The sequence below is a fragment of the Leptolyngbya sp. BC1307 genome (genome assembly GCF_002286735.1).
Taxonomy (GTDB): Bacteria; Cyanobacteriota; Cyanobacteriia; order Phormidesmidales; family Phormidesmidaceae; genus Phormidesmis.
In genome coordinates this window covers 224,403-246,537 of sequence record NZ_NRTA01000001.1, presented here as the reverse complement: position 1 = coordinate 246,537, position 22,135 = coordinate 224,403, and the positions used below count along the sequence as shown (strand labels likewise).

Here is a 22,135-nt window from a genome sequence, read left to right as displayed (position 1 = left end):
AGCATCGACGAACACAGCAGATTTACAGTTTTTGCGAGTACTTTGCAATGACTAACTCAATGCTCTTTTAAGGGCTCTTTTAAGGATAGAGAAATTCAGGGTAGAGAAACGAATGACTGAAGAAAAAGAGATTTACGACGTTGTTATCATTGGGGGCGGCGTGTGCGGCACGGCGCTGCTCTACAGTCTGAGTCACTACACAAATGTAGGTAAGATTGCTCTAATCGAGAAAAATGCGGCTGTTGCGCTGGTCAACTCTAAGCAGACAAGCAACAGTCAGACGCTGCACTTTGGCGATATTGAGACCAACTATTCCCTAGAGAAGGCCAAAAAGGTCAACCGTGCGGCCACGATGGTGAAGAACTATCTGCTCAAGCACGACCCGGCCCAAGAGATTTACACCCAGTATCACAAGATGGTGCTAGGGGTAGGAGCGGCTGAGGCAGTATTTTTAAGCGATCGCTACGAAAGTTTTAAGACGCTTTTCCCGGCACTCAAGCTGATTCACCAAGAAGAAATTGCGGCGCTAGAGCCCAATGTGATTAAGGGGCGATCGCCCGATGAAGAAACGCTGGCTCTCTCTACACCCGATGGCTATGCGGTGGACTATCAAAAGCTCTCGCAGTCGTTTGTCGATAAGGCCACGCAAGCCACCGACAAGTCGATTGAGCTGATGATGAATACTCGGGTGACCGCTATCGAACCGGGTGCGGGCAGCTACTTGGTTAAAACTAACGGTAAGACTATTCTGGCTAAGACAGTAGCTGTTACCAGCGGGGCTCACAGTCTGCTGTTTGCTAAAGAACTGGGCTACGGCAAAGAGTACGCGCTGCTGAGTGCGGCGGGCAGTTTTTATTTTGCGCCTGCCTTGCTAAATGGCAAGGTCTATATGGTGCAGATGGCTAAGCTACCGTTCGCGGCGATTCACGGCGACCCGGAAGTTCACGATGCCAGCCAGACCCGATTTGGGCCGACGGCCAAAGTGCTGCCGATGCTAGAGCGCCACCGCTACGGTACGGTCTATGAATACTTTAAGACCGCTGGGCTGAGCTTGGCTGCATTCAGAAGCTTTTTTGCAATTCTGAGTGAGCTGACCATTTTGCGATATCTGATCCTGAATTTCATCTACGACATTCCAGTTTTCGGAAAGTTCTTCTTTATTCATCAGGTCAGAAAGATTGTTCCTATGATCAAGCTGAGTGAACTTAAGTTTGCTGCTGGCTATGGTGGCATTCGACCGCAAATTGTCAATCTCAACAGCCGCAAGCTGGAAATGGGCGAGGCCAAAATCTTAGGTAAAAACATTCTTTTCAACATCACACCTTCGCCAGGGGCTTCTACCTGCTTAAAGACAGCAGAAGATGATACCCAGCGGCTGATTGATTTTTTGGGCGGAGACTACTGGTTTAACCAGGAGAGATTTGAGCAAGATTTGGCTTGATGAGGGGCGAGCGATCGCCTTCTTTAACCTCCATGCGAGTTATGCAGAAGACTGAAGTTATTGCAAAGATTGCTCGCTAGCGCTCACCTGGCTTTCACCACCCCCTAACCTGCGGCTATAGGCGGAGCACTAGCCGAACTCCTGGGAGCGTCAGACGCTTTGTCGGCTGACTGTCAGCCAGGGGATTTTGTTTACCATTCGCACGCATATCTATCCGCTGGCGCAGGTAACACAGTCTGCTGAAACCGCCGCTCAGCTCACTCAGGCGGTTCGGTCTCTCAGCCCAGATATGCAGATTTACAAAAACTTACTGCCTTTTAAAACAGCGCTGCTAAACTATCTGGATCGCTGTGTACCCGTCCAAAATCGGTCTAGCGTGTCAATCTAAATCAGTTTTTAGTCCTCATTTTCTGTAGCTTTATGGCGATCGCACTTGAAAACCAAACCATTCTCATCACCGGAGCTAGCAGCGGCATCGGGGCTGCCTGCGCCCGGTTCTTTGCTGAGGCCGGAGCCCGGCTGATTTTGTCTGCTCGTCGTAAAGACAAGCTCCAGGCCCTAGCCGACGAGCTGAGCAAAACGTATGAGGCCAAGTCTCTACTCCTCCCTTTAGATGTGCAGCAGTCTGATGCTGTCACCTCAGCGATTGATACCCTGCCTGCCGACTGGCAAAAGATCGACGTGCTGATCAACAATGCGGGCCTCAGTCGCGGCTTGGACAAGCAGTATGAAGTGTCGCTGCAAGACTGCGAAGAGATGATCGACACCAACATTAAAGGGCTGCTATACGTCACTCGGGCGGTAGTCCCTGGCATGGTCGAGCGCGGCCAGGGACACGTGATCAATATCGGCTCCATTGCCGCTCACTACACCTATCCGGGCGGCAGCATTTACTGCGCAACTAAAGCCGCTGTTAAGGTGCTCTCCGAAGGATTGAAAATGGACTTGCTAGGAACGCCTATTCGAGTCACCAACATCGAGCCAGGCTTTGTCGAAACAGAGTTTAGCGATGTGCGTTTTCGTGGCGATACCGACCGCGCTAAAAGCGTCTATAAAGGCATGACAGCGCTCACGGCTGAAGATATTGCTGAGCTGATCTTATTTGCTGCTACCCGTCCGCTTCACGTCAATATTAGTGAACTCTATGTAGTTCCCACCGATCAGTCGTCTAGCACACTCATTTATCGGCGTGGCTCATGACGATAGAATATCTGATGGGCCGGTTGCAGCGACTGCGTCATGGCGGTAATTAAGTCATGCCTGGATCAGCGGGTGAGTTTGATAGAAGCGGCAAAAAAGCTGCCGCATCAGCTCTCGGGAGGAATGAAGCAGCGAGCGGCGATCGCCCGCGCCCTAGCCGCCGACCCTAAAGTCATCCTGATGGACGAACCCTTCGGAGCCTTAGACGCCTTCACCCGCGAATCGATGCAGATGGGCTTACACAATATCTGGAGAAAAACCAACAAGACTATTTTCTTTATCACGCACGATGTTGAAGAAGCGCTGCTGCTCTCCACCCGCATTATTCTTATGTATGCCAATCCTGGTCGGATTGTAGAAGATATTCCCAATCCGTTTTCAGCTAAGCTAGAAACAACAGCACCTTCTGACTTGCGGGTTTCAAAAGACTTTATCGAAATGCGAGAGTATCTGGTGCGGCGTATTAAAGAATCAGGAGAGTATTAAACTGCCCAATCAAACGCCCATGTCAAATGCTAAAAGAAACCCCCTCAAACCGCTAGGGCCAAGGAGGGAAGTAGCACAAGATATACAGAAGTTTAACTACACAAGCGTTTGATAGCGCTGCCTGACTGTTGTTTTATCGTCATTTAGAAGGCAGCGCCTGAGAATGGTCTACTGAACAGTACTGACGCTTGCAGAGCCAGCGTCAGAGAGGGGAGCAGGGGGCAAAATCACCCGGTCAATGATGTGAATGACGCCATTGCTAGCTTCTACATCGGCAACCAAAACGTTAGCGTTGTTGACGGTGACCACATCACCGACCTCGACGGCAATGTCGCTGCCTTCTACTGAGGTCACGTCGCCGGTTTCTAAGCTGTCAGAAAACAGTGCCCCCGGAACTACGTGATAGGAGAGAATCTGGATGAGGACATCTTTGTTCTCGGGCAACAGCAACTGCTCGATGGCACCTTCAGGCAGTGCTTCAAAGGCGTCATCTGTCGGGGCGAAAATAGTATAAGGACCTTCCTGACCCAATGTTTCAGTCAGATCAGCCGCCGCTAGCGCCGCCGCTAAGATCTCGAAGGAATCACTGCTGCCTGTTAATTCAGCAATAGTGTACTCTTCGGTATTCATCTCCGCTTCAGCACTTTCGCTTTCTGACTCAAGCGTTTCGGCTTCAACGGTCTCTTCTCCCATTTCGTCTGAGGCTTCTGCTTCAACAGCGTCCTCTTCTGCCATTGGGTCAGCGGCTTCGACGGTATCTTCTTCCTCCATGCTATCGGCGGTTTCGGCTTCGTCTTCCATCATTAAATCAGCTGATTCAACCGATGCGTCGTCAGCTTCAGCCGCGTTTACAGGTTCTCCGTCCATAGTGTCAGAAGCTTCTATCGCCTCATCACTCAGCGCCTCAATGTCAGCCGCCTCGACGGTGTCAGCATCCATTTCCATGACATCAGCAGATTCTGTAGCCTGGTCATCTTCGATCTCTGCTGTAGCGTCTTCCATCCCATCGGCTGTGGGAGCTGCTTCTGTTGAAAGGGGTGTTTCAGTCGCGGAAGCAGCTTCTGCGGCTTCTGGCATGGCCACGCTAGGAAGCGCGACAAAAGCGCCTGCACTGCTAGCAATTAAGCCAATTACGAAGCTTCTGACGAAGCGGGGGGTCTTGTTGACTTGCATAGAACCTCTTGAGTTGAGTCTGTGTGAGCTTTTCCTGATGGATTGCAGTCGTCCGCTTACACCCGCGAGGCCGATGACGCGATCGCTGGCCTAAAGATTCAGTGCAGTGGACATCAAGTCTGCCGACTGCACAGTGGGAGTAGCTGCAATGTTTGAGCTTAATTAAGTGAAGTTTTCGCTAACAGTTTATTAAGCTTTTACAAAGGACAGTCTATCTAAAAAATCGGAGAATAAATTGTTCGCAGTTAGGTAGATGCTGATTATGGCCAAAGGCGTCAAGATGAAGACGACCTTTAAAGGCCCTGGCAGATGCTTCTAAGTAAACAGGGGTAATCCCTGGTTACGAAAGCGATGCAGCCCTACGGTTTTTACTGAGAAGCTGACTTAATTCAAGGAGAAATTCGTATGTTAGAACTACACCAGTTTGAGGCGTCTCACTATTGCGAAAAGGTGCGGCTGGTCTTGGATTACAAGCAGCTGCCCTACCGAACCATTGAAGTTGCCCCAGGTATTGGCCAGATAGATCTCTATAGGTTGTCTGGGCAGCGGCAGGTGCCCGTCCTTAAAGACGGCAACGAGGTAATTTCAGATTCAACGGCGATCGCCCGCTATCTAGACACTCGATATCCAGAGCGACCAATCATTCCGACTGACCCCAAGCAAAAGGGCCTGTGCCTGATGATGGAAGCCTGGGCGGACGAGTCGATTGGCTTAAATGGCCGCAAAGCGATGATTGGCGCGTTTAATCAGCACCCTAACTTTCGGACGGCGCTGCTACCGATTTCTACCCCTGATCTGGTGAAAACCGCAGTAGGCGCGGTGCCGGGCGATATTCTCAATCTGCTGGGCACTGGCGTTGGCTTCGGGCCGGGCGCGGTAAAATCGGCGACAGAGATTCTCCGTCAAGACTTGGAAGCGCTGTGTCTGATTTTGGGCACGCAGCCCTATTTATGTGGCGACCAGCCGACGCTGGCTGATTTAACCGTCGCTGGGCTGTCGATGTATCTCAAGTTCCCCTCATCAATCTACGTCGATTTGCCTGTGGGCATTTGCGATAAAGGGGTGCCTGGTCTGGTTGACGATCCGGCATTCAGCGTCTTTTGGACGTGGCGCGATCAGCTATATCGCGATTTTCGCCGTCAGCGCAGCGTTGGGCCAACAGCGTCTGCGCCGACCACCGGGCCAGTTGCGATTGGGATCGATTGAAATCATTGAAGCTTGCCCGACTATCGGGCCTGGCTATTTGGCCTGGCTGTCCGGACTGGCTATCCGGTAGGGTAAGCATGGCTTTGCATGTAATCGGTGTGTATATGAGTGCGATCGCAGCCCGACTGTCTGATGCCTTAGGTGAGACCGGTAGCCTGCCGTGGATAAAGGTAGCGCCCGATCAGCAGCAGCAAATTATGGCCGCGATCGCCACTGATCATCCCCCGGCGGCGATCGCTTTTCCCCAGACGACTGCCGAGCTGAGCAAAGTCATGGCCTTAGCGGCTGAAAACGGTTGGCGATCGCTGCCCATGGGTCAGGGCAGCAAACTGAGCTGGGGCGGACTGGCTCAGCAGATTGACTTGGTAATCAGTACGGCGCGGCTAAATCGGGTCGTGGAGCACGCCGTTGGGGACTATACGGTCACTGTAGAACCGGGGCTTAAAGTGGCTGAACTCAAGCAGCTATTGGTTGAGCAAAAACAGTTCTTAGCGATTGATCCGGCTTTTGCCAATCAGGCCACAGTGGGCGGGGTCGTCGCAACTGCCGATACGGGTTCGCTCCGACAGCGCTACGGCGGGCTGCGAGACATGCTAATCGGCGTGCAGTTTGCCCGCTATGACGGCAAGCTAGCGAGAGCCGGTGGGCGCGTGGTTAAAAACGTGGCTGGCTACGACCTGATGAAGCTAATGACAGGCGCTTACGGCAGTCTGGGCATCTTGAGTGAGCTGACTTTTCGGCTGTATCCGGTGCAGGCAGAGTCGCGATCGCTCATTCTCTCTGGAGAAACAGCCGCGATTGAGCAGGCAGCAGCGGCCATTCGGCTATCGGGGCTAACACCAGTGGCACTGGATATTTTGTCTGCGAGCCTGATGGATTCGCTAGACCGCGAGACATCGCTAAGTCTGGTGGCACGGTTCCAAGGCATTCCGGCTGGCGTCGAGGAGCAAATAGAACGACTACAAAAGATTGCCACAGACCACAGCCTGACCTGCCAGTCGCTCGATGGTGAAGCCGATCAGGACTTTTGGCAGCAACTGGGAGATGTGCTCCAGTCTGGCACCTTAATTTGTAAGGTGGGTTTGCGACCCAGTGCTATTTCGGCAATGCTGAAGCTTTTAGGAACCGTCATGCCCAGCGCGCTGGCAAAGCTACAGGTCAGTAGCGGGCTGGGCTGGGTGCAGCTAGAGAGCGTGAACGAGACGACCGATGAGCTGGTGAATGCACTAGAAAAATTGCGATCGCACTGCCAAATCAACGGCGGCTTTTTGACCCTCCTGCAAGCACCCAAAGCGCTCAAGCAAAAGATAGAGATCTGGGGCTACAGCGGCAATGCCTCAGGCGTCATGAGCGCCCTCAAACAAAAATTCGATCCCCACCGGCTGCTTAGCCCCGGGCGATTTGTCGGCGGGTTATAAGCCTCTACTGAAGATAATTCATTCCTAAGCTACGGCAGATCCGCTTACATTTATCTCCCCAGACATACTAAAGACCTGTCTATAGCCATAAAAATCGGCTGCCAAGCCGCTATTTGGCAGGCAGGTTACCCCTAAACAGATAGGATCAGTGATGCTTAATACATAAGGTTTTATCCAGGAGATTTTGAGCTATGAGTACGACTTTCAAAGTGCCGTCCATTATGTGCGCGGGCTGCGGCGATACGATCACCAAAGGGATCAAAGTTCACGATGAGAATGCAGACGTGAAAGTTAACATCGAGCAAAAGACGGTAGAAGTAGACTCAGAAATGTCTGAATCTTCCGTTCGGCAAGCTATCACCGCGACGGGTCACGAGGTGGGTTAAGTAGCATTGCCTGTTGTAGATTTACCGATGCTAAAGGCGATCGCGTCAGGTATTGGCTTGGGCTAGAATGCTTTGGCTTGGTAGAGAATTAAGAGGCAGGAGACAGTAGACAGTAGTCAGAAGTAGACTGTCTTCTGTTTGTATATTCTCTAGATAAAGAATTTTACTTAAGCAATACTTTCATCTGGCAAAAATATGTCGTTACGGCAGTGGCTGTGGCTGGCTTTGCTTGCCTGCTTTTGGGGTAGCGCCTTTGTTCTGATGGAACTGGCGCTGCCGACGTTTTCTCCGCTGATGATCGTTTTAGGGCGTATGGGCGTGGCCGCAGTCATGCTTAATCTCGTCATTTTAAGACAGGGGCGGCGCTGGCCTCAGCAACGGAGGCTCTGGGTACAGTGCGCCGGACTGAGCATACTCAATAATCTACTGCCGTTTGGATTGGTGGTATGGGCGCAACAGCACATTAGCGCTAGTTTGGCTTCTATCTTGATTGCGGCTGCGCCTATCTTTACGGTGGTGCTGGCGGTATTTATCGTCGGAGAGCGGCTGACGCTGACTCGCGGACTGGGCGTGCTACTGGGGTTTAGCGGTGTAATAGTGCTGATCGGCCCTGGCGTTTTGCAGGGGTTTAGCTTGCAAGGTTTCGGCGAATTAGCAATTCTAGGGGCGGCTTTATCTTACGCGCTAGCCGGGTTTTGGGGAAGGCGGTTTAAAGCGATTCCCGCTCAGCTCGTTTCTACCATGACGGTCACAATGGGCGCGGTGATTATGGTGCCGCTCACCCTGATAGTAGAGTGGCCACTCAGCGTGGAATGGCAGTGGACAGCCGGACTCGCTGTACTGGCGCTAGGAATATTTCCAACTGCCCTGGCCTACCTGATTTACTACCGGCTGCTGGCGGAAGCGGGCGTTGTCAAAACGTCTCTAGTCTCTTTTCTGGTGCCATTTTCTGCCCTGCTGCTCAGCGCCGTCTTTTTACATGAGCGGCTAAGTCTCACAGCGGCCTCAGGCATGGCTCTGATTTTAGCCGGTCTAGCGGTACTGGACGGGCGACTATTAGGCAAACTACGACTCAAGCGATAACGGCCTAACTTCGCTCGCTGCTCAGTGAAGATGTCAAAGAAGATGTCAAAAGCCAAACTCACCTGAGCTAATCAGTCACTGAGGTGAGTGGCTCAAATCAGACGCTACCCAGCGTCAGGTAGAGGGGTCGCACCGTCGCCAATGCCGCCATCTGGCTCTACAGGCATGGGGCTGTCGGCTGGGGGCGTCGGGGCGACTTCAGGTTGGACGGGGGCCGGTTCTTCAACAGAAAGCTCCCCTGTGAAGTACTGAGCTTGCTCGCGCAGGGAGGCGGCTGGGCCTGCCTGACCCTGCTGCTCTAGCAAATCGGCGGCTTTGAGGTAGTCAGCGACGACAGCATCAATCACGGGCTCAGGCAGGTCGGTCGGGCCGCTGATGCTGCTGTCAGCGTCAAGGTAGGATCGGTTGATGGTGGCTTCAGCGCGGCCTAAGTAAGCACCCGGATTGGTATCATCGAGTGCGATCGCGGCTGTATAGGCTTCAATCGAGTCGGCAAAGTCTTCTGAGATAGAGAGATTATAGGCCCGGCTAAAGACCTGCTCATACTCACTGGCCGGACGGATTTCGATCTGGTAGCTGCCGCCCTGCCCTGAAAATGAGCTGGCCACCGCGCTATAGGTACCGCTCTCAGGCAGCTCAAACACAATAGTAGAGTTGAGCGTACCGCCGTAGTCATCGTTAGAGGTTAAGACTTCGCCATTCGGGCCTTTGAGCATCAAAATGGTGTCAAATTCTTCACTCTGAAGTTCGATGGTCATACTCTGGCCCATCTCCCCGTCAAAGGTATAGGTATCTTCCATCGGGGCTAGGGTCCCTTGCTGCTGCAAGACGGTTTGAGCGATCGCAGCTCGGTGGGCGACTCCCGCGACGCCGGTAATCACAGCTGCTGCCAACAGCCCTCGGGTAAGCAGACGGGTCGCAGTGTTAGGGAGTTTCCCTGTGATAAATTTCATAGCTCAGATAGGTTCCTAATGAGTTCGGCAGGCGGGAATTCGTCAAGCAGATGCCCGTGAGACCAGTGAGTTGCTTCATCCGCGTCGCTGGCCCGAGAGCATTATATAGACCAGCCTCGGACAGAAGCATACACAAACATCTCAGTGCCAAAGCTTTTGCATTAAGCGTTGGCACTCTACAAATTTAAGCCACGGGTAAGATCGACACCGATGTCTTATGGGACACTATGGTAGCTGTCTTAAAGGAGGATTGCCATGGCGCTGAAAGCATTTGGCCAGTTAGGTTGGGGGCTAGGCGTGGCACTGTGGATCGGGCCAGTACAGGTAGCGGCTGCCGAAATTAACCTGAAGAACGCCCCCGCCGAGCCCATCTCTGCAGAGCATCCAGCGCTTGAGCCAGCTGCCGATATTCCTGAGGAAATTTTGCGGACAGAAGTGATTACGGCGGCGCGATCGCCCCTCACCGGAGAACCCCTCAGCGCCGCCGAGTACGCTCAAATCCAGGAAGTGTTAGCAGCGCCTGCAGGCGATACCTTAGTCAGCACAGAGGTTCGCTACCTGATTTTTCTTCTCCAACTGCGGCGATCCGTTCGGCCCATTTTGCCGTTCATCCAGTAGCGCATCTCGCTACCGCCATGCGCCGATAGCTATCCTAACGACCCGCACGAATTGTTCCGCCCAGTCTGTCAATTCAGACGGTCAATATTTATGTAATAAGGTAGTTTTCTGGGCTGCCACCTACAGTTAAGCTGCAAAGGATAGGTCAGACCTAACAGGTATGCAGAGTATGCAGAGACTTAAGGAAGAGCGTTGAAAATATCAATTGCTCTCGCCTTAGGCTATCTAGCCGGGTTATAAAACCGGGCTTTCCCTGGAAAAATCGCCTAAAGTCATCAAGTTTTGTTAAGCTTGCAAGCATATCAAACGCGCATTCAATGACTGTTGCTGGCTATACATAGCTATTTCAAGGGCACAGAATTTGGGGACAGCGTTCGATTGGGCAGGTCGTCTTTGATAGATTGAGAAACGCCCCGAATATTGCTGCTAAAGTCTGCGGGCGGGCAGTGTCCTCAAAATAGGTCTTTGTCCTTAAAAGGCCCATATAGCTATTCTTTAGCCGTCTTTTCAATCTAGCGCCTTGGGAAGTGCAGCTAGTTGCCAAGGGCCAACGAAAGGGAGCTACATCAGCTGCAAAGCAGCCCCTTCTAACTTAAAACTTACGTGAACCAGGTGATTTATATGTCGTCAACGATTGCTCTTGAACAAATCGAGCGGATTGTTTGGAATCAGCACCAAAACCCCTTTGAGGTTTTAGGGCCGCATTCTATAGAGCAAGACGGCCAGCAGGTCTGGGTTGTGCGCACCTATTTACCCAAGGCAGATGCGGCCTGGGTGGTCATCCCCGAAGCGCGTAAAGAGTTCCCTATGCAAAATGATCAGCATCCTCAGTTTTTTGAGGTTGTGATCGACGCTCAGGAGCTAGCCAACTACCAGATTCGCTACAAAGAAGGCGCTAATGAGCATGTTGTCTACGACCCTTACGCATTTAAGTCGCCGGTACTGACCGACTTTGACGCGCATTTGTTCGCTGAGGGCAACCATCATCGCATTTACGAAAAAATGGGCGCTCATCCCACGGTGAGCGGCGATGTGAAGGGGGTTTATTTTTCGGTATGGGCCCCTAACGCGCGCAACGTATCAGTGATTGGCGATTTTAATAACTGGGACGGTCGCCAGTATCAGATGCGTAAAGGCAACAGCGGTATTTGGGACTTGTTTGTTCCGCAGCTCAAAGCGGGCGATTCTTACAAGTACGAAATCAAAAACTACGACGGGCACATTTACGAAAAGTCAGACCCCTACGGATTTCAGCAGGAAGTCAGACCGAAGACAGCCTCTGTGGTCACCAATCTAGAGGAGCACTCATGGCAAGATAGCGACTGGATGGAGCACCGCCGCCAGACTGACGCGACGACTCAGCCAATTTCGGTCTATGAGCTGCATTTGGGCTCTTGGTTACATGCGTCTTCGGCAGAGCCCGCAAAGATGGCCGACGGCAGTGACGCCCCGGTGGTAACGGTGGCTGAGCTCAAACCGGGGGCGCGGTTTCTCACCTACCGAGAGCTAGCGGCCAAGCTAATTCCCTACGTGCAGGAAATGGGCTTTACCCACATTGAGGTATTGCCGGTGGCTGAGCACCCTTTTGACGGGTCTTGGGGCTATCAGGTGACGGGATACTACGCGCCGACCTCTCGCTATGGCACCCCGGAAGACTTTATGTATCTTGTTGATCAATGTCATCAGCATGGCATTGGGGTGATTGTAGATTGGGTGCCTGGCCACTTTCCCAAAGACGGTCACGGCTTAGCCTTCTTTGACGGCACGCACCTGTATGAGCATGCTGACCCCCGACGCGGTGAGCATAAAGAGTGGGGCACCCTGGTGTTTAACTACGGTCGCCACGAGGTGCGCAATTTCTTAGTAGCAAATGCGCTGTTTTGGTTTGATAAGTACCATATTGATGGCATTCGAGTTGATGCGGTGGCCTCGATGCTTTATCTGGACTACAACCGCAAGCCAGGTGAGTGGGTCGCTAACGACTACGGTGGCCGGGAAAATATCGAAGCGGCGGAATGCCTCAAGCAGGTGAACCACGCTATCTTTAGCTACTATCCGGGCGCGCTTTCAATCGCTGAAGAATCGACTTCCTGGCCGATGGTTTCCTGGCCAACCTATGTCGGTGGTTTGGGCTTCAACCTGAAGTGGAACATGGGCTGGATGAACGACATGCTCGATTATTTCGAGATGGACCCCTGGTTCCGACAGTTTCATCAAAACAATGTCACGTTCAGCATCTGGTACGCTTTTAGCGAAAACTTTATGCTGGCGCTCTCACATGATGAGGTGGTGCATGGCAAGAGCCACATGATTGGCAAAATGCCGGGAGATGACTGGCAAAAAATGGCGAATTTGCGATCGCTCTTCGCCTATATGTTTGCTCATCCTGGCAAAAAGACGCTGTTTATGGGCATGGAGTTTGGCCAGTGGAGCGAGTGGAATGTATGGGGCGACCTGGAGTGGCACCTATTGCAGTTTGATGGCCACAAGCAGCTCAAGCACTGCATTGAGCGGCTCAACCATCTCTATCGACGCGAGCCTGCGCTGTATACGCAGGACTTTTCTCAAGAAGGCTTTGAATGGGTGGACTGTAGCGACAATCGCCATAGCGTGGTGTCATTTATTCGCTACGACAAAGACAGCGACGACTTTATCTTAACGGTGTGTAATTTTACACCGCAGCCGCATAGCCACTATCGGGTCGGCATTCCGACTAAGGGCTACTACCGGGAGATTTTCAATAGCGATGCTCGTGAGTTTGGCGGGGCAAACATCGGCAACCTGGGTGGCAAATGGTCAGAAGACTGGACTTTTCACAACCGTCCTTACTCGCTAGATCTAACGCTACCTCCCTTAAGCGTGATTATGCTCAAACTTGATGAGCAGAAAACGGCTGCTGTCCTAACTGGTAATACAGACGAGTAGTGCCCCTCTAAACGGGAATAGATGAGCTGCTTTATCTTCTGAAATACAGCGCTTTATCCTGAGGCTTTGTATAGTCTGAGATGTCAACTTGATGCCTTGGTCAGGAGATCTGACGTGAACTCAGAGAAAGCAAGCAGTCCAATATCGCCAGCCACTGCTGCCTACGCGACGCTGCCTCCCGAACAGCAGCAGCAGCGGTTGAAAGAACTAGCGGCTGTCTTCTTTCGCCTGGGGACGGTGGCCTTCGGTGGCCCGGCTGCTCATGTCGCGATGATGGATGATGAGGTGGTCAAGCGGCGGCAGTGGATGAGCCGGGAAGACCTGCTCGACCTGATTGGGGTGACCAATTTGCTGCCGGGGCCAAATTCAACTGAGCTAGCGATTCATATTGGCTATGAGAGAGCCCGGTGGCCGGGGTTGTTTGTCGCGGGTGGCAGCTTTATTTTGCCGGCGATGGTTTTGGTCTGGCTGCTAGCTGCGCTTTACGAGCGCTACCAGACCGTGCCTCAGGTGGAATGGTTGCTGTATGGCATTAAACCGGTGATTATCGCGGTCGTGCTACAGGCGCTGGTGAAGCTGGGGAGAAAGGCGGCTAAAGACGTGCCGACAGTGCTAGCTGGGATGGCGGCGATCGCTGCTTACTTTGCCGGACTCAACGAGGTGGCGCTCTTACTGCTAGCCGGGCTGGCGGTCATGCTGTTTAAAAACTGGCAGTCTAGAGGGACGACCGCAGGCGCTTTTTTATTGCCTTTTTCTAGTGCGATCGCTCAAGTCGGTAGTACCACCGCGACTGCCGTCTCAATTGGCTGGGCCAGCGTATTTTTATTCTTTCTTAAAATTGGCTGTGTCCTCTACGGCAGCGGCTACGTGCTGCTAGCCTTTTTGCAGCGCGATCTGGTCGAGCAAAATCAGTGGCTGACTTCACAGCAGCTGTTAGATGCCGTTGCCATTGGTCAGCTCACGCCGGGGCCAGTCTTTACAACCGCGACGTTTGTCGGCTACTTGCTAGCGGGTCATGCCGGGGCGCTGGCTGGCACCGTCGGCATTTTTCTGCCGGCATTTCTGCTGGTTGGCCTGGTTAATCCTTGGGTGCCCAAACTGCGGCGATCGCCCTGGGCGCGCGGATTTTTAGACGGCGTCAATGCGGCTTCGCTAGGGCTGATGGCGGGCGTCACCTATACCCTAGGGCAGGCGGCTCTGGTTGATGGGCCGACGGTTATTCTGGCGGTCTTGAGTGCAATCATGGTGTTTTGCTTCAAGGTGAATTCTGCCTGGCTGGTACTAGCGGGTGCAGCGGCAGGTCTACTGCTGTCGCTAACGGGCTTAGCCGCTTGAGGTTGAGTGACGCTTCGGTGGTACGTCCTAAGGCGCAGGGCCGTTTGCCCCTTGCTATGAGAGACTGCCGATAACCCCCGAATGGCTTTTGTCAAGCGTCCTGATTAAAACAACAAGCAGCCCTACCTGATATGAGGTTCTGACAAAAGGCCCGTAAAAAGTACTGGTAGGCCGGGTTATTCTGCGATAAGTTGACCAGATAAAGGGCTATTCACTCCTATATATATGGATATGGAGCGAGTCTGCCTTTTAGCCAAGATCGAGCAAAGCCTGTCTCCACTCGTTGTACAATTACCGCGCTAACCGCTGCACCTGTGTTTCTACTGTGAGGGCGCAGCCACTTTAGGGAAGCTAAGCAGGGCCAGGCAGCTGCAATTGCTCTGACGATTTAACGCCATGACTAGCCCCCACCAAAGCTTTACCGCTGCACCCAATGCCAGTCCTAAAGCCGCCAGTTCTAAAGCAGCCGTCTGGGAGTCAATGGGTACCATTCAACTTGCAAAAGCATTTACGGTCGTTGAGGCGGTCGCCTTCAAGCGCGACTGTCAGACGGCATTTGCCCATCACCCTGATCTTAAAGAAGTCGTCTTAGACTTTGGTGAGACGGTCTTTATCGACAGCAGCGGCATTGGCGCTCTGGTCATTTGCCACAAGCTTTGCGAGTCACAAGGCGCAAGGCTGCGGCTCGTGAATGTGCCTAATCAGGTGCTAATGGCCCTTTCTCTGACTGAACTCGATCAGATTTTCCATATTGAGCCTGCTTCAAAACCGACAGATCCCTCAGCGACGACGCCAGCGCAAGTGCAGTCCGCTCTAGAAAAACTGCCAGAGACGCATCCATCAGTCCGTTCTAAAGCAAAGCGGGCGATGGACATCATTGGGGCGTTCGTGGGGCTGGGGCTGACGGCAGTTTTGACAGTGGTGGTGGCGATCGCCATCAAACGCGAAGACGGTGGCCCAATTTTCTTTGCTCAGACCCGCTGCTCCTGGATGGGCAAACGCTTCACCATCTGGAAGTTTCGCTCAATGGTGACCGATGCCGAAGCCCGCAAGCGCGAGGTCGCCAACAAAGTAGAAGGGCCGCTATTCAAAAACGACAATGACCCACGTATTACCCAGATCGGTCGATTTTTACGGCGCACCAGCCTGGATGAATTTCCTCAGTTTTGGAACGTGCTCAAAGGCGACATGAGCCTGGTGGGGACGCGCCCGCCGACACCGGATGAAATTGCCCAGTACGAGATCTCGCAGTGGCAGCGCCTGAATGTCAAGCCCGGCATGACTGGCGAATGGCAGGTCAACGGCCGCTCGACCGTCACCACCTTTGAAGAAGTGATTCAGCTCGATTTAGAGTATCAGCGTAAGTGGAGTCTGCTGTATGACATTCAGCTGATTGTAAAAACGGTGCTGGTACTGTTCAGCAAAAAGTCGGGCGCGATGTAGCGATCCCAGCGATGTTTTACGGCTAGCTACCGCAAGTCGGCCTTTATCCTCCACAATAGGGAGGCAAACCCAGTCGGACGCAAACGGTCGGCGAATGCTCGCAAATGTTTTAGCTGTGCTGCTCGGCTCAGCCAGCTTTATCTTTTATATGGCTGCCTTCTTTTATCCGGAGGTGCACCGCCGCTCTGACTTTTTGTGGAGTGGGCTGGGCATGTTTTACGCCGTGGTGCTGTGGTTTTGCGCTGGGCAGATCACAGGAGCAGTGCTGCTAGGCCAACTGACGGCGGTGACCCTGCTGCTGGGCTTAGGCTGGCAAACTCTGACAGTGCGCCGCGAGAAAACACCGGTCTACCAGCAGACACCGGTTGTTCTGACGCCAGAAGTGGTCACAGACTGGGCAAAAAGTCGGCTCAATCAGCTGCGCTTGGTACCTGATGACTCGGTCCGCCCGATCCGGCTGCAGAAACGAACTTTAGGCGAGTCATCAGCAAAACGACTCACCCAGCGGCTCGATCCCCGCCGTCGGCCCGTCTATGAATACGAATTTGTGGAGGACGGTGTGTTAGCGACGCTGCCTGAGCCGTCAGCCGCCCTGACGCTAGAGGCGCTGATTGAAGAACCACCGGCTGCCCTCGAACCGGCTACAGAGCCAGACTATACTGCGCCCCCTTCAGCGGAGGCTGAGATTCTTTCGGTGGAAACGGCTGAGGTGGAGGAGACAGGAGACAGGAGTGCAGAAGACAAAGGTGTAGAAGCCGGGAGTGAAGCGGAGCTTGAGAAGGCTTTAGAGGAAGTCGTCTCAGAGGAAGTCTCAGAGGAAGTCTCAGAGGAAGTCTCAGAGGAAGTCTCAGAGGAAGTGCAGGACACTTCTGCTGTGGCTGAGTCGGATGCTGCCTTGAATCAATCGGTAGCTGAACCGCCAGATGTTCAGCAGGCTGCAGCCAGTCAATCTGAAGCGGATGGCTTTACTATAGATAGACCTGAAAGGACTGAGGATGAGGCAGTGACTGCGAGGGTTGAGGCGCGATCGCCCGGCCTAGATGAAGATTGGGGTGACGCTCTCTTTGAGACTGACGAGGTGATTTCTAGCTCACCCGATGGTCAGAAAGCTAGAGAAAAACCCGGTTTGCTAGCTGCGCCTCTAATCCTGGTGGGGTGGGTTAGAGATGTCATTACTTCATTGACCAAACCCAAACCTGCTAAGCCTGTGATTGATATTCCCCGGCGATCGCCCCCTGCCGCTCCCCCTTCCTCCCAGTCACCTTTGCCTGAAGCGCCGCCGCCGCCGCCGCCGCCGCCGATGACCGCCGAACCAACAGACGAGCCAGCTGAAGACGACTGGGAAGAGAGCAATTGGGATGATTGACTTGAAGCAAACCAAACTTCAAGGCAAAATAGCCTAATCTGCCTCCCAGTCTCCCCGTTCTTACCCCATATTTCTGAGTCCTAAAAGTCCAACTGTGACCCCTGTGAGTGAATCTAAAAGCGCCCCCAATAACGAGACAGCCAAAAGCTATAAAGAGACGGTTTTGCTGCCTCAGACCGACTTCAGTATGCGGGCCAATGCGATTAAGCGTGAGCCCGAACTACAGGCTTACTGGCAGGAAAAGGCGCTCTACGAAAGGCTAGCTGAAGAAAATCCGGGCGATCCTTTTATCCTGCACGACGGGCCGCCCTATGCCAACGGCGACCTGCACATGGGCCATGCCCTGAATAAAATTCTCAAAGATATCATCAACAAATATCAGATATTGCAGGGACGGAAGGTACGCTACGTGCCCGGTTGGGACTGTCATGGCTTGCCCATCGAGCTGAAGGTGCTGCAAAAGCTCAAATCGGCTGAGCGGCGTGAGCTGACTCCGATTGCGCTACGGCAAAAGGCCAAGGCATTTGCGCTGGAGACCGTCGAAAAGCAGAGCGCAGGCTTTCAGCGATATGGCGTTTGGGGCGACTGGGATCATCCTTACCTGACGCTTGCGCCAGAATACGAGGCGGCTCAGCTCGGGGTATTTGGCAAGATGGTCGAAAATGGCCATATTTACCGGGGGCTGCGCTCTGTCCACTGGAGCCCTTCATCGCAAACGGCGCTGGCCGAAGCCGAGCTAGAGTATCCAGAAGATCATGTTTCTCCGAGTATCTATGTCGCTTTTCCGATGGTAGAAGCCTCGGCTACGGCCAAGGAAGCACTCGATCCCTACTTAGACAGCCTGGGCGTAGCTATCTGGACGACGACGCCCTGGACAATTCCGGCAAACGTCGCCGTCTCGGTGAATCCTGAACTTACTTACGCAGTGGTAGAAAGTGCCTCTGGCGAGCCTTTTCAATATCTGATCGTGGCGAAGGAGCTAGCGGAAAAGCTGTCTGGGGTGTTTGGCAGCGGGCTGACGGTGGTCGCTGAGATTAAGGGAGCGGCGATCGCTGGCTCCACTTATCGCCACCCGCTCGCCCAAAGGGATAGCGCTTTTGATCGAATCAGCCCCATTGTGATCGGCGGTGACTATGTCACGACCGAATCGGGTACAGGCTTAGTCCACACTGCACCCGGCCACGGTCAAGAAGACTTCTTGGTCGGTCAGCGTGAGAATCTGCCGATTTTGTGTCCGGTTGATGAGCGGGGCAACTTCACTGCCGAAGCGGGCAACTTTGAAGGGCTAAATGTGCTCAAAACGGCGAACGACGCCATCATTGAAGCGCTGAGTGAAGAGAAAGCGTTGCTCAAGCATGAGCCTTATGCTCATAAATATCCTTATGACTGGCGGACGAAAAAGCCAGTCATCTACCGGGCGACTGAGCAGTGGTTTGCCTCAGTAAAAGGCTTTGTCGGCGAAGCGCTAGAGGCGATTTCAACGGTGAAGTGGATTCCAGCGCAGGGTGAAAACCGGATTACCTCAATGGTCTCTGAGCGCTCTGACTGGTGCATCTCCCGGCAGCGAAGCTGGGGCGTGCCAATTCCGGTTTTCTACGATGAGGAAACCGATGAGCCACTGATGACTCAGGAGACGATCGCCTATGTGCAGGCAATTGTGGCGGAGAAGGGAGCCGACGCCTGGTGGGAGCTGAGCGTAGAGGAGCTATTGCCTGAGCAATATCGTCATGATGGCAAAACCTACCGCAAAGGCACCGATACCATGGATGTCTGGTTCGACTCAGGTTCCTCTTGGGCAGCGGTCGTGCAGCAGCGCGATCAGCTGAAATATCCGGCTGAGATTTACTTAGAAGGCTCTGACCAGCATCGGGGCTGGTTTCAGTCTAGTCTGCTGACCAGCGTCGCCTGCAACGGCCATGCGCCATACCGGCAGGTGCTCACTCACGGTTATGTGCTCGATGAAAACGGGCGAAAAATGAGTAAGTCGCTGGGCAATGGCGTTGACCCGAAAGTGATTATCGAAGGTGGCAATAACAAAAAGCAGGAGCCGCCCTATGGCGCGGATGTACTGCGGCTGTGGGTGTCTTCGGTAGACTACTCGGGCGACATGCGGCTGGGCATGCGCAACGTGAAGCAAATGTCGGATGTGTACCGCAAGATTCGCAATACGGCGCGGTTTTTGCTGGGCAATCTGTACGATTTTGATCCGCAAAAGGATGCGGTGCCGTATGCGGAACTGCCGGCGCTGGATCAATATATGCTGCATCGGATGACGGAAGTCTTTGCCGATGTTGAGACGGCGTTTGAGTCGTACCAGTTCTTTCAGTTTTTCCAGACGGTGCAGAATTTTTGCGTGGTGGATCTCTCGAACTTTTACCTGGATATAGCCAAAGACCGGCTGTATATCAGCGCGGCAGAGTCAGCGCGGCGACGGAGCTGTCAGACGGTGCTGGCAGTCGCCATTGAAAACCTGGCCAAGGCGATCGCCCCCGTCCTCTGCCACATGGCCGAAGATATCTGGCAGTCATTGCCCTACAAAACCCCGACTGAATCCGTCTTTGAGTCCGGCTGGGTAACGATTGAAGAAAAGTGGCGACGACCTGAATTGACCCAGACCTGGCAGCAGCTTCGCACCATCCGAGACGAGGCAAACACCGTATTAGAGCAGGCGCGGACGGATAAGGCGATTGGATCTTCCTTGCAGGCTAAGCTGCGGCTGTTCACCACAGATACAGATCTGCAAGCGCAGCTGAGGGCGATTAACCCGGCAGACAGTGTGAGCACCGATTCAAATCGGGTGGATGAGCTGCGCTATTTATTCCTGGTCTCGCAGGTGGAATTAACAGAAAGTGTAGATGAACTGAAGGGCGCTAAGTACAGCGGCGAAGCGGCAGGGTTGACCATTGCTGTAGTTGAAGCAGAGGGAGAGAAGTGCGATCGCTGTTGGAACTACTCCACGCACGTGGGCGAATCGGCTGAAGACCCGACTATTTGCGATCGCTGTGTCGCTGCTCTCAACGGCGGTTTCTAAAGCAACAGCAACGCAAATAAATCTTCAACCTTTAAGGTAAGCTCACTCATGAAGGGCGGCATCGGAAGGGCCGCCCCTGGCTCATCAAAGATTTCTGTTTCTTGATTTGGCTGATAGACAAAAACAGATTTGTCCTCGGGGTCAATCAACCATCCCATCTGGGTGCCGTGTTTTAAGCACCGGAGAATATTCTTAGTCACTCTCGTTGGCCGCTGCCCCTGTGACAAAATCTCAATAGTCCAGTCTGGTGCGAGGGGGAATATGTTGGCGACTTCCCCACTATCCTCTTTCGGGATCCGCGCCCACTTGAAAACTGAGAGATCTGGGACGATGGAGCTGCCGCCAAACGTGCAGCGCAGTTCTAGGAAGGTACAAGCAACTTTCTGAGGTCTGGCGGCTGCATTGATGAGCGCCGCAAGTTCCAACCGAAGCTTGCTGTGTTTTCCCTGAGGCATCGGCTTTTGGGCGATGCGACCGTCAATATACTCGCTGGCAGGCTTAGTCTCTGGTAACTGTAGAAATACTTCTAGCGAGAGCGGCTTTGTGGGTGTTTGAACCATCCTAAAGTTGCCTCCGGTCGAACTTGAGTCTATGTTAGCGTTTCGCAGATCGCTGGGTCTTCCCGTGGGCTTATCCGCTTGCTATGCTTGAGTGGTAATTTTACTGAGTTGCCGCTATCAAAAGGCAGTTACTTTATACATGATTCCTCGTACTGTCATTATCGGGGCAGAGCCTGCAGGCCTAGCTGCCGCTTACGAATTGGCGAGGAATGGCCAGAAAAGCCTCATCATTGAACCAACTGACAGAATAGGGGGACGCTTCCAGACTGAAGCTCGCCAGGGCTACCGCTTTGATAGGGGCGGCCAGATATTTTTGGGCAGCGCAGAGGTGAAAGCGCGGTGGCGAGAAATCTGGGGCGACGATTTTGTGACGGTCTCCGGCCAATCTCGTTTCTGCTACCGAAATCGCTTTCTTGACTATCCTTTCTCGATTGCAAACGCCTTCAAAAATATTGGCCCTGCTGACACGTTGAGGGTCGCACTCAGCTATTTGAGCGCTCAGCTACAGCCCAATCTGCTCGCAGAAGCCGAAAGCTTGGCAGACTGGGCAGCCGAACGCTGGGGAAGCTATTTCTATCGCGCCTTGTTGGAGCCTTACATCAAGAAAGTTTGGGGGATTTCAGGCCACCAACTTCAGTCCCAGGCGCTATCTGGGGTTCTAACTAGCCGAGGCGATCGCCTCGCCCCGTCCACATTCCTATACCCCACCGCTGGTCTGAGCACAGTCTGGGAGAACTGCCGTGCGCTGATCGAACGAGCGGGGTCTACAGTAGAACTGAACGCGCGCCTGCTGCGAATTGAACATACTGGTAATCGTGTAAAGCAGATCGTCGTCCAACAAGATGAAAAATCTGCGACAGTTACCGGCGATCGCTTCATTTGTAGTCTGGCGATCGCCGATCTGATTGAGCGGCTGCACCCATCGGCTCCGCCCGCCATCATTGAAGCCGTCAAGTGTCTGAAATACCGCGATTCGATAATTGTCCCCATTATTGTCAAGGTCAATGCTCTTTTCCCGGATAGCTGGCTCTATATTCAAAGCCCTGAATTTCAGGTAGGCCGCATTCAAAACTATGCGAACTGGGGCGGCACCGCTAACTCGGGCATCTGTTTGGGCATGGAATATTTTTGCAGTGAGGGCGATCGCCTCTGGCAAATGGACGATGCCGCGCTCATTGATCTGGCCATTCGAGAACTGTCAGACCTTCAGCTAGTCACTGATCGCGCCCTGATAGCAGGCGGCACAGTGATTCGGCAGCGACAGGCTTACCCGATTGGCGATAGTAGCTACGTAAATCATCTGGCCGTAGTACAAGACTATCTAGCAGGCTTCGAAAATTTACAGCTGGTGGGGCGTAAGGGATTGCATTATGACTATGACCTGGATCGGGCCATGCTGACCGGACGGGATGCGGCTGAAAATGTTTTGAACAAGCAGCCAGCCTCAACCATAAATAGACGAGGGCATGCCACTGTATCCCTGGATATTCCTGGCAAATAATGATTGCGCT

Annotated in this window: 16 protein-coding genes and 2 pseudogenes; 15 read left to right on the top strand and 3 right to left on the bottom strand. The window is 53.2% G+C overall.

Features of this window, described 5'->3' with window-relative positions; genetic code table 11:
• The first annotated feature begins 112 nt into the window (after positions 1–112).
• From CKL79_RS01130 to CKL79_RS01115, 4 genes and pseudogenes are all read left to right on the top strand, one after another.
• Positions 113–1,441, top strand: coding sequence for an FAD-dependent oxidoreductase (locus tag CKL79_RS01130; protein WP_121967731.1), 1,329 nt, complete (start codon positions 113–115; stop codon positions 1,439–1,441).
• Between the two features lie 157 nt (positions 1,442–1,598).
• A pseudogene (locus CKL79_RS01125) lies at positions 1,599–1,829 on the top strand (hypothetical protein); the annotation flags it as partial.
• 32 nt (positions 1,830–1,861) lie between these two features.
• Positions 1,862–2,641, top strand: a complete 780-nt coding sequence (locus CKL79_RS01120) for an SDR family oxidoreductase (RefSeq protein WP_121967729.1) — start codon at positions 1,862–1,864, stop codon at positions 2,639–2,641.
• Between the two features lie 66 nt (positions 2,642–2,707).
• Positions 2,708–3,127 (top strand): annotated as a pseudogene (locus tag CKL79_RS01115) (ATP-binding cassette domain-containing protein); the annotation flags it as partial.
• Between the two features lie 168 nt (positions 3,128–3,295).
• Here CKL79_RS01115 and CKL79_RS23710 read toward each other — a convergent pair.
• Complete coding sequence (locus CKL79_RS23710; protein WP_240518579.1) at positions 3,296–4,300, bottom strand: fasciclin domain-containing protein; 1,005 nt, start codon at positions 4,298–4,300, stop codon at positions 3,296–3,298.
• 405 nt (positions 4,301–4,705) lie between these two features.
• Between CKL79_RS23710 and CKL79_RS01105 the strand changes: the two genes are divergently transcribed.
• The 4 genes from CKL79_RS01105 (at position 4,706) to CKL79_RS01090 (ending at position 8,393) form a co-directional block, all read left to right on the top strand.
• Positions 4,706–5,506 (top strand): glutathione S-transferase family protein, encoded by an 801-nt coding sequence (locus CKL79_RS01105; protein WP_121967727.1) that lies wholly within the window; start codon positions 4,706–4,708, stop codon positions 5,504–5,506.
• 77 nt (positions 5,507–5,583) lie between these two features.
• Positions 5,584–6,924 carry an FAD-binding oxidoreductase gene (locus tag CKL79_RS01100; protein WP_205878947.1) on the top strand — a complete coding sequence of 447 codons (1,341 nt, stop codon included), beginning with the start codon at positions 5,584–5,586 and terminating at the stop codon, positions 6,922–6,924.
• 191 nt (positions 6,925–7,115) lie between these two features.
• The gene (locus CKL79_RS01095; protein WP_121967725.1) at positions 7,116–7,310 is read left to right on the top strand and encodes a heavy-metal-associated domain-containing protein; all 195 of its coding nucleotides are present in this window, start codon (positions 7,116–7,118) and stop codon (positions 7,308–7,310) included.
• A 195-nt stretch (positions 7,311–7,505) separates the two neighbouring features.
• Positions 7,506–8,393: a DMT family transporter gene (locus CKL79_RS01090; protein ID WP_121967724.1), complete on the top strand. Its 888-nt coding sequence runs from the start codon at positions 7,506–7,508 to the stop codon at positions 8,391–8,393.
• A 104-nt stretch (positions 8,394–8,497) separates the two neighbouring features.
• Here CKL79_RS01090 and CKL79_RS01085 read toward each other — a convergent pair whose 3' ends face one another.
• Positions 8,498–9,346, bottom strand: a complete 849-nt coding sequence (locus tag CKL79_RS01085; RefSeq protein ID WP_121967723.1) for a pre-peptidase C-terminal domain-containing protein — start codon at positions 9,344–9,346, stop codon at positions 8,498–8,500.
• 255 nt (positions 9,347–9,601) lie between these two features.
• Between CKL79_RS01085 and CKL79_RS01080 the strand changes: the two genes are divergently transcribed.
• The 6 genes from CKL79_RS01080 (at position 9,602) to ileS (ending at position 20,064) form a co-directional block, all read left to right on the top strand.
• Positions 9,602–9,964 carry a hypothetical protein gene (locus CKL79_RS01080; protein WP_205878946.1) on the top strand — a complete coding sequence of 121 codons (363 nt, stop codon included), beginning with the start codon at positions 9,602–9,604 and terminating at the stop codon, positions 9,962–9,964.
• A 621-nt stretch (positions 9,965–10,585) separates the two neighbouring features.
• Positions 10,586–12,889 (top strand): 1,4-alpha-glucan branching enzyme, encoded by a 2,304-nt coding sequence (glgB, locus tag CKL79_RS01075; protein WP_121967783.1) that lies wholly within the window; start codon positions 10,586–10,588, stop codon positions 12,887–12,889.
• 141 nt (positions 12,890–13,030) lie between these two features.
• Positions 13,031–14,224: a chromate efflux transporter gene (gene chrA / locus CKL79_RS01070; protein WP_170943922.1), complete on the top strand. Its 1,194-nt coding sequence runs from the start codon at positions 13,031–13,033 to the stop codon at positions 14,222–14,224.
• A gap of 480 nt (positions 14,225–14,704) precedes the next feature.
• Positions 14,705–15,667 (top strand): sugar transferase, encoded by a 963-nt coding sequence (locus CKL79_RS01065; RefSeq protein ID WP_121967781.1) that lies wholly within the window; start codon positions 14,705–14,707, stop codon positions 15,665–15,667.
• 94 nt (positions 15,668–15,761) lie between these two features.
• Entirely contained in the window at positions 15,762–17,033 is a 1,272-nt protein-coding gene (locus tag CKL79_RS23410) for a Ycf66 family protein (RefSeq protein ID WP_205878945.1), read from the top strand.
• 187 nt (positions 17,034–17,220) lie between these two features.
• Positions 17,221–20,064: an isoleucine--tRNA ligase gene (gene ileS, locus CKL79_RS01055; RefSeq protein WP_240518583.1), complete on the top strand. Its 2,844-nt coding sequence runs from the start codon at positions 17,221–17,223 to the stop codon at positions 20,062–20,064.
• Here ileS and CKL79_RS01050 read toward each other — a convergent pair.
• On the bottom strand, positions 20,061–20,624 hold the full coding sequence (locus CKL79_RS01050) for a Uma2 family endonuclease (RefSeq protein WP_121967722.1): 564 nt from the start codon (positions 20,622–20,624) through the stop codon (positions 20,061–20,063). The two genes, ileS and CKL79_RS01050, sit on opposite strands and share 4 nt — an antisense overlap.
• A gap of 139 nt (positions 20,625–20,763) precedes the next feature.
• Here CKL79_RS01050 and CKL79_RS01045 point away from each other — a divergent pair, with 139 nt between their 5' ends.
• Positions 20,764–22,125 (top strand): FAD-dependent oxidoreductase, encoded by a 1,362-nt coding sequence (locus CKL79_RS01045; protein WP_121967721.1) that lies wholly within the window; start codon positions 20,764–20,766, stop codon positions 22,123–22,125.
• The last annotated feature ends 10 nt before the right edge of the window (positions 22,126–22,135 follow it).